This window comes from Flavobacterium sp. DSR3-2 (genome assembly GCF_049896525.1).
Taxonomy (GTDB): Bacteria; Bacteroidota; Bacteroidia; order Flavobacteriales; family Flavobacteriaceae; genus Flavobacterium.
The window spans coordinates 71,613-83,891 of record NZ_JAFCUM010000002.1 but is presented as its reverse complement, the minus strand read 5'-3'; the positions used below and the strand labels follow the sequence as shown (position 1 = coordinate 83,891).

General features: G+C 34.3%; 10 protein-coding genes and 1 pseudogene. 5 read left to right on the top strand and 6 right to left on the bottom strand.

Annotation, left to right across the window (positions count from 1 at the left end; all coding sequences use genetic code 11):
- Positions 1-6 precede the first annotated feature (6 nt).
- From ACP7AV_RS03985 to ACP7AV_RS03965, 5 genes and pseudogenes are all read left to right on the top strand, one after another.
- A complete protein-coding gene (locus ACP7AV_RS03985) occupies positions 7-552 on the top strand; it encodes a GH32 C-terminal domain-containing protein (protein ID WP_426091104.1) in 546 nt (181 codons plus the stop codon).
- Between the two features lie 43 nt (positions 553-595).
- On the top strand, positions 596-1,924 hold the full coding sequence (locus ACP7AV_RS03980; protein ID WP_426090853.1) for a sugar porter family MFS transporter: 1,329 nt from the start codon (positions 596-598) through the stop codon (positions 1,922-1,924).
- A gap of 2 nt (positions 1,925-1,926) precedes the next feature.
- On the top strand, positions 1,927-2,838 hold the full coding sequence (locus tag ACP7AV_RS03975) for a carbohydrate kinase family protein (protein ID WP_426090852.1): 912 nt from the start codon (positions 1,927-1,929) through the stop codon (positions 2,836-2,838).
- Positions 2,839-2,904: 66 nt separating this feature from the next.
- Positions 2,905-3,444, top strand: a pseudogene (locus ACP7AV_RS03970) (alpha-amylase family glycosyl hydrolase); the annotation flags it as partial.
- 524 nt (positions 3,445-3,968) lie between these two features.
- Positions 3,969-5,000 (top strand): LacI family DNA-binding transcriptional regulator, encoded by a 1,032-nt coding sequence (locus ACP7AV_RS03965; RefSeq protein ID WP_426062948.1) that lies wholly within the window; start codon positions 3,969-3,971, stop codon positions 4,998-5,000.
- A 7-nt stretch (positions 5,001-5,007) separates the two neighbouring features.
- Here the strand turns inward: ACP7AV_RS03965 and queG are convergent, their stop codons facing one another.
- The 6 genes from queG to ACP7AV_RS03935 all read right to left on the bottom strand — a co-directional run bounded on the left by queG (position 5,008) and on the right by ACP7AV_RS03935 (position 12,276).
- Positions 5,008-5,943: a tRNA epoxyqueuosine(34) reductase QueG gene (queG, locus tag ACP7AV_RS03960; RefSeq protein ID WP_426091103.1), complete on the bottom strand. Its 936-nt coding sequence runs from the start codon at positions 5,941-5,943 to the stop codon at positions 5,008-5,010.
- A 106-nt stretch (positions 5,944-6,049) separates the two neighbouring features.
- A complete protein-coding gene (gene ruvB, locus ACP7AV_RS03955; protein WP_426090851.1) occupies positions 6,050-7,072 on the bottom strand; it encodes a Holliday junction branch migration DNA helicase RuvB in 1,023 nt (340 codons plus the stop codon).
- 153 nt (positions 7,073-7,225) lie between these two features.
- Complete coding sequence (locus tag ACP7AV_RS03950; protein WP_426090850.1) at positions 7,226-9,022, bottom strand: cytochrome c oxidase subunit I; 1,797 nt, start codon at positions 9,020-9,022, stop codon at positions 7,226-7,228.
- Between the two features lie 28 nt (positions 9,023-9,050).
- Positions 9,051-10,208: a cytochrome c oxidase subunit II gene (locus tag ACP7AV_RS03945; RefSeq protein WP_426062945.1), complete on the bottom strand. Its 1,158-nt coding sequence runs from the start codon at positions 10,206-10,208 to the stop codon at positions 9,051-9,053.
- Positions 10,209-10,227: 19 nt separating this feature from the next.
- Complete coding sequence (locus ACP7AV_RS03940; protein ID WP_426090849.1) at positions 10,228-11,703, bottom strand: quinol:cytochrome C oxidoreductase; 1,476 nt, start codon at positions 11,701-11,703, stop codon at positions 10,228-10,230.
- Positions 11,704-11,730: 27 nt separating this feature from the next.
- Positions 11,731-12,276 (bottom strand): c-type cytochrome, encoded by a 546-nt coding sequence (locus ACP7AV_RS03935; RefSeq protein WP_426062943.1) that lies wholly within the window; start codon positions 12,274-12,276, stop codon positions 11,731-11,733.
- Positions 12,277-12,279 lie beyond the last annotated feature (3 nt).

Below are 12,279 nucleotides of genomic sequence, written 5' to 3'. Positions count from 1 at the left end.
AGCGCCATGACATTGCCTCGAGAGCTTTCTCTTGTAAAAATAAACAATAATTATGTCCTAAAAAATAGTCCTATTGAACCATTCAAAAAACAACTGGTTTTAGAATTCTCAGAGGATTTGTTGATTATTAAACCAATGCAAAAAATCAAATTTACTTATGATAATTTCAACCAATCTGAAATAAAATTTAAAGCAGCTTCAAAAAATTTAAAACTGGTTTTTTCTAATGAAGTCAACGATTCATTGGTTTTGAATTACGATGCTGCACAGAAAACTTTTTCAATAGACCGACGCCATTCCGGAATAGTAAATTTCGAAGAAAACTTTGGAAAAGAAATCCATACAACTGCAACGCCATGGATCATTTCGGAAAATGTGGACTTCCAAATTATTTTGGATTGGTCTTCTGTAGAAATTTTTCTGAACGGCGGCGTTTATAGTTTTACGGAACAAATTTTCCCGAACAAGCCGTACACAAAACTGAGCATTCAATCAGATGAAAAACAAGAAATAAAAAACCTTACTGTTCATAGAATTAAAGGAATCTGGTAACAATCTAAATCATTGATTCAACCAAAACTATAAATTATAAAAAATGAATAACAGAAAAATACTCTACTGGTCCATTATTGTTGCGTTTGCAGGTTTTTTATTTGGATTTGATACCGTAGTAATTTCGGGAGCGGATAAACAACTGCAACAATTGTGGGGTTCTTCAGAATTATTTCATGGATTAGTAGTGATGTCATCGGCATTATGGGGAACGGTTATTGGAGCTGTTTTTGGTGCTTTCCCTACGAATATTTTAGGTCGAAAAAAGACGTTGATAATCATTGGCTTATTGTTTTTTGTTTCCTCAGTAGGTACATCATTCGCCAATGACCCCATTTTCTTTTCCCTTTTTAGATTTATTGGCGGAATAGGAATTGGCGCTTCAACCATTGCTGCTCCAACCTATGTTTCTGAAATTGCTCCTGCTAAAGACCGAGGAAAACTGGTGGCTTTATATCAATTTAATATTGTTTTTGGTATTTTGATTGCCTTTACATCTAACTATTACTTACAGGATATCGGCGAAAATGCATGGCGATGGATGTTAGGAATACAAGCGTTCCCTTCTTTCCTTTACACTATTTTAGTATTTGGAATTCCGGAAAGTCCCCGTTGGATTTTAGAATATAAAAAAGACCGAGAAAAAGCAGTCGCTATTTTGAAACAAATCAATAGTGAAGCAGCAGTTGAAGCGGAAATTACAGCTATTGAAAAAGAAACATCTCACGAAGTAAAAAACGAATCTATTTTCATGGCAAAATACAGAAAACCATTACTCTTGGCGTTTTTTATTGCATTTTTCAATCAATTGTCCGGTATTAATGCCTTCTTGTATTATGCTCCCCGAATTTTTGAATTGGCCGGATTAGAGAAATCAGCTTCTTTTTTGAGCAGTATTGGAATTGGAATGATTAATTTAATATTTACCATGATTGGAATATCGCTAATTGACAAATACGGAAGAAAAACTCTTATGTATTTGGGTTCTATAGGATACATCATTTCTCTGGGATTAGTAACAACCGCTTTTTATTTTGAATGGAAAGGAATGGCTGTTCCATTATTTTTCTTCTTATTTATAGCTAGTCATGCCGTAGGTCAGGGAGCCGTAATTTGGGTCTTTATTTCTGAATTATTCCCTAATAAATTAAGAGCCGCCGGAACTTCTTTTGGCACGTCGGTTCACTGGATTTTAGCAGCTTTAATTCCATCATTTATTCCGTTTTTGTTTAAAGAAATTGGAACTACAACCGTTTTTTCCATCTTCTGTATTATGATGGTGTTCCAACTGATTTGGGTATTTACAAAAATGCCGGAAACCAAAGGAAGAACATTGGAAGAACTATCTGAAAGTTTATCAAAAAAAGAATAATCATGACCAAAAAAATAATTTGTTTCGGAGAAGTTTTGTTTGATGTTTTCCCAACACACAGAAAAATTGGCGGTGCACCACTAAATGTAGCATTAAGACTCGCATCACTTGGCGTAAATGCTCAAATAATCAGCCGCATTGGAAAAAATGAAATCGGAACAGAAATACTAGCTTTTATTGAAAAAAACGGAGTTGATACCGATTCGATTCAAATAGACGAAAACTTATCTACCGGACAAGTTATTGTTCAATTGAACGAAAAAGGTTCTGCTTCATACACCATAAATTATCCGGTTGCCTGGGATAAAATTATTTGTATTCCAGAAGACAAAATCAAGCTCAAAAAAGCGGATGCGCTTGTTTTTGGCACCCTGGTGTGTAGAGATTTCGTTTCACATGCGACACTTTTAGAAATGATAAATTTTGCAAAATACGCTGTTTTCGATGTTAATTTACGTGCTCCTTTTTACACGCAACCAATACTGATTGATTTAATGATGCAGTCTGATTTTATAAAATTCAATGATGATGAGTTGTATGAAATCAGTGCTGCTATGAATTCCCCCTATCATTCACTGGAACAAAACATACTTTTTATTGCAGAGCTAACTAACACAAAACACATTTGTGTAACCAAAGGAAGTCATGGTGCGGTTTTGTATTACAATGAAAAAATGTACTACAATAGTGGCTACAAAATTAATGTTGTAGATACGGTAGGTTCCGGAGATTCCTTTTTGGCAGGACTACTTTCTAAACTATTAAATAATGCTACTCCCCAACAGGCAATTGATTTTGCTTGCGCGTTAGGGGCGATTGTAGCAAAAAACGAAGGGGCAAATCCAAAAATCTCCAATCAAGAAATCAATGCTTTTATGAATCCGATAAAAAAAACAAACACTCCTACATTTTAAATCAATGAAGCTGAAATTTACGACAATTACTGCAGTGGCACTACTACAACTTTTGAGTTTTTCATCCTGTACTTCTTTAATGGCGCAGAAAACAGCTTCTGCACTAAAAAAAAATGGTGGAAAGAAGCCACTGTATATCAAATATATCCTAGAAGTTTCAAAGATAGCAATGGTGATGGCGTTGGAGATATAAAAGGAATTTTTTCTAAACTGGATTATGTGAAAAGCTTAGGAATTGATGCGGTTTGGAACAATCCTATTTACACGTCTCCAAATGATGACAACGGTTATGATATTAGTAATTATCGTGAGATCATGAAAGATTTTGGAACAATGGAAGATTTTGATCTTTTATTAAAAGAAATGCAGAAAAGAAACCTTAAACTCATCATGGACTTAGTGGTAAATCACAGTAGTGATGAGCATGAATGGTTTCAACAATCCAGAAGTTCCAGAGACAATAAGTACCGCGATTATTACCATTGGTGGCCAGCCGAAATGGGAAAACCGCCTTACAGATGGAGCTTTTTTGATGTAAATAGTAACGCTTGGAAATATGACGCCCAAACGAATTCTTATTACCTGCATTATTTTTCTCAGAAGCAATCGACGAGCGCCCTAAAATCGACGCTATTTTTGCCGTTACAAATTTAGGTCCCTCAGGAATCATTAGATCCTTTAATGAAACAGAGATTACAATTCCACAATGCATCGGTGTTTTAGGTTTCAGCAATTGCTTTATGTAAAGCGTTATATCCCAAAAACTATACTCAATTGACCAAACGGGTTTTCAAATTGGAAGAAGAACAACATCGATTCTATTTGAAAAAATTAATCAAAAGAAAAAATTTGCCAGTGATTTTTCAGTTAATTAAATTAGAAACCAACATCATTAAAAGAGAATCAACATAACAAAATCGAATCCGCTGGTAATAATCTTGCTCTTCTTTATTTTATATAACGAATCAATATTAATTTGTTTATTTTGACAAAAAAAGTACAATTAAGATAAAAATTAATATCTTGGTAACGAATATTTAAAGTAAAAGTCGTTTCTAGTAAACATCAGAAAACTTAAAAAGTCATTTCTCAAATTATTTTCCAAAATTAAATACGTAGAAATTCGATTCATGAAAGATATTACTCTTAAAGAAATTGCAACAAAACTAGGAATTTCGATAACTACTGTTTCAAAAGCGCTAAAAAATTATCCCGATGTTAGTAAAAAAACTAAAAATTCGGTAATCGAACTTGCTCAGAAACTAAATTACACCCCTAATAGTTTTGCCGTAAATTTGAGAACAAAAGAGTCAAAAACTATCGGTTTAATAATTCCTGAAGTGGTGCATCACTTTTTTTCGAATGTCGTAAATGCCATTATTAACGAAGCACAAAAAAACGGATATCTTGTCATTATTTTACAATCCAATGAAACTTTAGCTTTGGAAAAAAAACAAGTAGAATTACTCATTAACAAGAGAGTTGATGGCATAATTATGTCACTTTCGAATGAATCTAACAATGATGATCATATCAAGGAAATTATTAGTAGAAATATTCCTTTTGTGATGTTCGACAAGATTGCTAAACTTTCTAAATGCTCAAAAGTGGTAATTGATGACCAGAAAGCAGCCTTTAATGCTGTCCAGCACTTAATTGATAATGGCTGCAAAAAAATCGCTCATATTCGTGGACCATTGAATCCTCAAAACGCGATAGACCGTTACATTGGCTATAAAAAAGCGTTGGAAAGTAACAACATTACTTTTGATACTAAATTAGTTTATACTTGTGAACACGTAACTTTTGAAGAAGGAAGAAATTTTGCAAAACAAATTATTACTGAACATCCTGACGTAGATGGTGTTTTTGCCATTACGGACTTAGTTGCGGTGGGCGCGCTGGCTTATTTCAATGAAAATAAAATCAATGTACCAGAACAAGTAGCAGTAATTGGCTTTAGTAATTGGTTTATGTCACAAGTGCTAACTCCCAAATTAAGCACTGTAGATCAACCCAGTCATCAAATGGGAATTGAATCTTTTAATTTATTATTAGAAGAAATGAATTGCCATAAGGAAGGAATTCCTTTTACTCCAAGAACTATAGAACTGGAAACTAAGGTTATCGTTAGAAAATCTTCAACTAAAATTAAAATTTAAGATACAGTTATTTTAAAAAATCTATATTTCTTTTCATGCCTTGAAACTTTGCCCTCTTTAATGGCGAATTTTTAAAAATTACTTTAAATGTTTCTTCGGTTAATTCGATCCAGTCTTTCTTAGACATCGAAAGTAATTCTGGATTTGGGTTAAAAAGAGGTTCATTATGTGGTTTTGAAAACTTGTTCCAAGGACAAACATCCTGACAAACATCACAACCAAAAGCCCAATCATCAAACCTACCTTTCATTTCCTGTGGAATATTTTCTTTTAATTCAATAGTAAAATAGGAAATGCATTTACTGCCGTCGACCACATAAGGTGAAATTATTGCTTCCGTTGGACAAGCGTCAATGCAAGCGGTACAAGTTCCACAATGGTCCGTTGTGGGGTTATCATAATCTAAATCTAAATCGATGATGAGTTCCGCAATAAAGTAAAAAGAACCAACTTTCTGAGTCAGTAAATTACTGTTTTTGCCTATCCAGCCTAAGCCACTTTTGGCAGCCCAAGCCTTATCGAGTACTGGTGCGGAATCTACAAAAACACGTCCAGAGACTTCTCCAATTGTTGATTGAATGGAAATTAAAAACTCTTTTAACTTTTCCTTTATTACAAAATGGTAATCCTGTCCATATGCATACTTTGAAATTTTATAAGAATCAGTTCCCACGCTCCGGGATTGTACTTCTTCAGGGTAATAATTAAGCAACAGTGAAACGATACTTTTGGCATCATCGACCAATAAAGTTGGATTTAGACGCTTGTCAAAGTGGTTTTCCATAAAAGACATTTGACCGTTTCTGTTATTATTTAACCAGTTTTCTAAACGTGGCGCTTCCTGCTCCAAGAAACCGGCTTTGGAAATTCCACAAGATAGAAAACCGAGGCGTTGCGCTTCGGATTTAATAAATTGCGTGTATGTAGTCTTGTGGTTGATAATAAAAAAAATAGAAGTTGATAAATGGAACTCCCTAGCCCTGATAGCAGCGGCATCCCGCGCTTTTTCTGCGCGGATATAGCGAATAGCAGGAAATAGCTCTTAAAAATTAGAATAAACCGCCTTGAACGTTTGATTTTAATTTTCCCAAATGTTTATAGGCCTTGTCAGTAACTTCACGACCTCGAGGAGTTCTCATAATAAATCCTTCCTGAATCAAAAACGGTTCGTAAACTTCTTCAATTGTTTCGCTACTTTCGGACACCGCTGTCGCCAAAGTAGTCAAGCCAACCGGTCCGCCCTTAAATTTATCGATAATTGTAGTTAGGATTTTATTGTCCATTTCATCCAGACCATGAGCATCTACATTAAGCGCTTTTAAGGCGTATCGGGCAATTTCTATATCAATTGTTCCATTTCCTTTGATCTGGGCAAAATCGCGTACACGACGCAACAATGCATTAGCGATACGTGGAGTCCCTCTGCTTCTACCTGCAATTTCTATAGCTGCTTCCATAGATATTGGCATTTTAAATATGGTAGCACTTCTTTCCACGATTGTGGTTAATAACTCTGTGGTATAATATTGTAAACGGGAGGAAATTCCAAAACGAGCTCTCATGGGAGCAGTCAATAAACCGGAACGTGTAGTGGCTCCAATTAATGTAAATGGATTTAAATTAATTTGCACTGTTCTTGCATTTGGTCCTGATTCAATCATAATATCAATTTTGAAATCCTCCATAGCGGAATACAAATATTCTTCTACAATCGGACTCAAACGATGAATTTCATCAATAAATAGAACATCTCTTTCCTCAAGATTAGTCAACAAACCTGCCAAATCTCCGGGTTTGTCTAAAACTGGACCAGAAGTAATTTTGATACCCACTTGTAATTCATTAGCAAGAATATTAGCTAACGTAGTTTTTCCTAAACCGGGAGGACCATGAAAAAGTGTATGATCAAGTGCTTCATTTCGCTGATTTGCCGCTTGAACAAAAACTTTCAAATTTTCTAATATTTGATCTTGTCCTGCAAAATCATCAAAAGAAAGTGGTCTTAATTTTTTTTCAAGATCGATTTCTTCCGAATTATAACCGTTTGATGTTGGATCTAAATTTTCATTCATCTAACAAAGATAACAAAGCAAATTTGAATTTTAAATTTTAAATTTTAAATGCTCTAAAAATTAAAAAGTAGATGTGTGGAAGGATAACACTTTGGCAAACACAATAAAAAGCATAAAAAAGCCTCTACTTTCGCAGAGGCTTATCATAATGTTTTAGTGGTGTAAAACTTCTTCACCTTCTTTCATTGGCACGTTTTGAGGTACAAAATCTACATCGTGTGCTGGATTACTGTAGTCATAAGGCCAACGGTAAACATGAGGAATTTCACCTGGCCAGTTACCGTGAATGTGTTCTACTGGAGCAGTCCACTCAAGTGTATTCGATTTCCATGGATTCATTACAGATTTTTTACCGTAAAAAATACTAACGAAAAAATTGTACAAGAAAACCAATTGAAAAGACCCACCAATTAAAGCAAATGTTGTAATCAAAACATTCACGTTTTGCAAATCATCAAATAACGGAAAGTTCGTGTTTGTATAATAACGTCTTGGTAAACCGGCTAATCCGATAAAGTGCATTGGGAAGAAAACTCCATAAGCACAGATTGCAGTGACCCAAAAGTGTACATAACCAAGATTTTTGTTTAACATTCTTCCAAACATTCTTGGGAACCAGTGATAGATTCCGGCAAACATACCATAAAGAGCAGAAATACCCATTACTAAGTGAAAGTGCGCTACTACAAAGTAAGTATCATGCACATTGATGTCCAAGGTACTATCCCCAAGAATAATTCCTGTTAAACCACCTGTAATAAATGTAGAAACTAATCCAATAGAAAACAGCATAGCAGGATTCAATTGTAAATTTCCTTTCCACAATGTGGTTATGTAATTAAACGCTTTTACTGCCGATGGAATAGCAATTAATAAAGTTGTAAAGGTAAATACTGAACCTAAAAATGGATTCATTCCAGAGACAAACATATGGTGTCCCCAAACAATAGTCGATAGAAACGCAATTGCGATTATTGACATAATCATCGCTCTATAACCAAAAATTGGTTTTCGCGAGTTTGTCGCAATCACTTCAGATGTAATACCTAAAGCTGGCAATAAAACAATGTATACTTCCGGATGCCCTAAAAACCAAAATAAGTGTTCGAACAGTACTGGCGAACCACCTTGATAATGTAAAACTTCTCCAGCAATATAAATATCCGATAAGAAGAATGAAGTTCCAAAACTTCTATCAAAAATCAACAACAAAGCTGCCGATAGAAGAACGGGAAAAGAAACTATACCAATAATAGCAGTGACAAAGAAAGCCCAAATCGTAAGTGGCAACCTTGTCATTGACATTCCTTTTGTTCTAAGATTAATAACCGTCACAACATAATTTAACGATCCCATTAATGATGAAGCGATAAATATTGCCATAGAAATCAACCATAAAGTCATACCTAAACCTGAACCAGATATTGCTTGTGGTAATGCACTTAAAGGAGGATAAATTGTCCATCCGGAATTCGCTGGTCCTGACTCAATGAATAATGAACTTATCATTATAACACTTGATAAAAAGAATAACCAATAGGAAATCATATTCATGAATCCTGATGCCATATCTCTTGCTCCAATTTGAAGCGGAATTAATAAGTTACTAAATGTTCCACTTAAAGCCGCTGTAAGAACAAAAAACACCATTATTGTTCCATGTATAGTAACCAATGAAAGGTAAATATCATTTGTCATTACCCCGTTTGGAGCCCATTTATCACCAAGTAGAATATTAAAAATCTTAAATGATTCTTCTGGCCATGCCAATTGCATTCTAAATAGCATAGACATTCCAACTCCAATAATCCCCATGAAAATACCCGTAATTAAGTATTGCTTGGCAATCATTTTATGATCGATACTAAAGATATATTTAGTAATAAAAGTGTCTTTATGGTGATGTTCGTGTTCGTGATCTATCGTGTGATCGTGACCTTCTGCTGACATATATGTTTACTTTAAATTTTCTTGTTAATTATTTCATAGCCGTTACGACAGCCGCTGCAGTATCTTTTCCTTTTGTAGAATCGGTAACAGTTCCTGCATCTGTTGTAGCAGGTTCAGCCAAAGCAGCTTTTACTTCGCTTACGATAGTAGCTTTATCTTTTAACCATGCTTTATAGTCTTCAGGTGTATCTACAATAATTTTCATTTGCATGTTATAATGTGATGCCCCACAAATTTTATTACAAAGCAATAAGTAGTCAAAAGTATAAGGATCTAAAGCGGTTTCACCCTTCGCAACTAAATCAATACTTTTCTTCGTTCTCAAAGCATTAATGTTAGCTACTTTTTCTACCATAAAAGGTAATTCTCTGTATTCTGTTGTTGTATAAATAGGTTCAAAAGCAAATTGAGTAACCATACCTGGAACACAATTCATCTGAGCTCTAAAGTGAGGCATGTACGCTGAATGCAAAACATCTTGAGAACGCATTTTAAACAGAATTTTTTTACCTTTAGGGATATGCAATTCAGTTACCACAATATCATCTTGTGAATATGGGTCAGCTAAATCAACTCCGACAGCGTTTGCTCCTTCAATAAATCTAACATTAGCCTTACCTAATACATTATCATTGCCTGAATATCTTGCTTTCCAGTTAAACTGTTGTGCATACAATTCTATAACAATAGTATCTTCATCTTCATCAACAAACATAATATTTGTCCAAGCGAAAAGTCCATAAAGAATCAAACCTGCTAAAACAACCGCCGGAATAACACTCCAGATCGCTTCTAACTTATTATTATCAGCAAAATAAAGCGCTTTTTGATCTTTTTTACCCCTGTATTTGAAAGCAAAGTAATGCAATAAAACTTGAGTAACAGCCTGTACTATAAAGATGAGAACCCATGTAATATTCATTAAGTTATCTACTTCACCACCATGCGCAGAAGCAGGTGTGTGAAGAACTAAAGGACCCCATTTAAACAATCCATAAATTGAAAAAATATAAATGAAAGCTAAAAACCCGAACATCAAATAACCTTGAACGTTATTGTCGTTATCTGTAGCTACTTCCGAACTATCTGAATTGGAACCAACTTGCGTCAGATCGAATATTTTAGTCAATTGCCATAAAGCAACAGCTAATAAAACTAAAACTATAATTACCAACAAACTTGTCATCTGTTTTTTTTATTAAATATTAATAATGAAAATGTTTACTTTCCTCAATAAAAGGATTTCTTTTTGCCAACAAAGGTGATTTAGTTAATGCCGTGAAAACAATATATATAAATAATCCTAAGAAGAAAAGAACGGATGCTATTTCTGATATACCTATGAACCATCGGTCTCCTACAGTTCCCGGCATTATCATATTAAAGAAATCAATATAATGACCAGCTAATATAACAACTCCAGCCATAACTAATACCCAAGTAATTCTTTTAAAATCTGTATTGATTAATATCAATAAAGGGAATAAAAAATTCATTGCAACAGCACCAAAAAATGGAAGATTGTACAATTCAATTCTGGTAATAAAATACGTCACCTCTTCAGGAATATTTGCGTACCATATCAACATGTACTGTGAAAACCATAAATAGGTCCAAAAAACACTAAAACCAAACATGAATTTCGCTAAATCATGAATATGACTTGTATTAACATACTCTAAAAACCCTCTTGATTTCAAGTACAAAGTAACTAAAGCAATAGTAGTTATAGCACTCACAAAAAAGCTAGAAAAAACATACCAACCAAACAATGTACTAAACCAGTGCGGATCAATTGACATTATCCAATCCCAAGACATAATGGATTCAGATACTATAAAAAATACAAGAAACATTGCCGAAAGCTTGAAGTTCTTTTTATAATTAAGATCATCATTTGCCTCATCTTGCGCCAAACAATTTTTTCTTGAAAAATATTGGTATAAACTCCAACCCGTCAAAAATATAGCAGCTCTGACAATCCAAAAAGGAAAATTCAAATAACTTGATTTGTTCGCAATTAATTTATCATTCGCAACAACTTCAGGATCTAACCATATAAAAATGTGATTCAAATGTAATCCACACAATATTAAAATTACGAAAAAGATAACTGAACCTACTGGTAAATATGCCGTTATACCTTGCATAACTCTGAACAAGACCGGAGACCAACCGGCCTGCGCTACTTGTTGAATTGCATAAAAAACTAAAACACCTAATGAAACAAGCATAAAGAATATACAAGCAACATACAAAGCAGACCATGGTTTATTTTGTAATTGGTGCAAAACATGATTCAAATGTTCTTTGTGTTCAGTCTCTTCACTAACTTCATGACCGTCCTTTTTTACAACCGACTCAATTTGAGTTTCTTCAATAGCTTTAGCTGTGTCAACCGCCATCGAATCAACAGTTGGATTAACTACTGTTGTAGATTCCACCACTTTAATGTCTTCAGTTGCTTCACCATGGCCAACAGCAACTTCATGCGACGATTCGACTGAAGTAGCCCTTTCGTGTTTTGCTTCGCCATGTCCACCATGACTCTCGGCTGCAAGAAGTTTTTCAACGTCTTGAATATCTTTTGGTGCAGTTAAAAAACCATATCCAATTCCTAATATACCTATGGCCATTAAGATGAAAGAAAGAGTTTTTAATTTACTTGAAAATGTATACATATCTATTACGATCAGTTTGTTCAACAATTATAATTCGCTTTTTAGTTTTAGAACATAGTCAGTAACTAACCAACGTTCATGGGCACTCAGTTGGTTCGCATGGGAACCCATTGAATTTAAACCATAAGTTATTACGTGAAAAATACTTCCTTCAGTAATAACTCTATCTTTATAACTAGGAACACCCAGAAATTTCTCTCTTTCAACAAGCTTTCCTTTACCATTTCCAGAAGCACCATGACAACTGATACAATATATTTCAAAAAGCGCTGCGCCTTTTTCAGCGTCTCTACTTAAAGAATCTAGTGGAGATTTAAGATTCGCTTTCGCCAACTCATATCCTGCCGTAGAATTTTCGTATTCAAACGGCTCAGTACCTCTATCTAAACTTCCTTCAGCAGGAAGTTGTCCTTCTTTACCATTTTTAAATGCATCCGACTCAGCATAAGTTTCATACCCTACTGATTCATACATATTTGGAAAATACTGATAGTTTGGTGCCGCATTATTATGGCATGATGAAACTAAAATAGTAAAACCAAATAAAAGTGTTATTTTATATACGCTTTTCATATC

Excerpts from the sequence above, each read along its gene's own strand:
- ACP7AV_RS03985 (WP_426091104.1), top strand. The coding sequence starts at position 7 with ATGACATTGCCTCGAGAGCTTTCTCTTGTAAAAATAAACAATAATTAT.
- ACP7AV_RS03980 (WP_426090853.1), top strand. The coding sequence starts at position 596 with ATGAATAACAGAAAAATACTCTACTGGTCCATTATTGTTGCGTTTGCA.
- ACP7AV_RS03975 (WP_426090852.1), top strand. The coding sequence starts at position 1,927 with ATGACCAAAAAAATAATTTGTTTCGGAGAAGTTTTGTTTGATGTTTTC.
- ACP7AV_RS03965 (WP_426062948.1), top strand. The coding sequence starts at position 3,969 with ATGAAAGATATTACTCTTAAAGAAATTGCAACAAAACTAGGAATTTCG.
- ruvB (WP_426090851.1), bottom strand. The coding sequence starts at position 7,072 with ATGAATGAAAATTTAGATCCAACATCAAACGGTTATAATTCGGAAGAA.
- ACP7AV_RS03950 (WP_426090850.1), bottom strand. The coding sequence starts at position 9,022 with ATGTCAGCAGAAGGTCACGATCACACGATAGATCACGAACACGAACAT.
- ACP7AV_RS03945 (WP_426062945.1), bottom strand. The coding sequence starts at position 10,208 with ATGACAAGTTTGTTGGTAATTATAGTTTTAGTTTTATTAGCTGTTGCT.
- ACP7AV_RS03940 (WP_426090849.1), bottom strand. The coding sequence starts at position 11,703 with ATGTATACATTTTCAAGTAAATTAAAAACTCTTTCTTTCATCTTAATG.
- ACP7AV_RS03935 (WP_426062943.1), bottom strand. The coding sequence starts at position 12,276 with ATGAAAAGCGTATATAAAATAACACTTTTATTTGGTTTTACTATTTTA.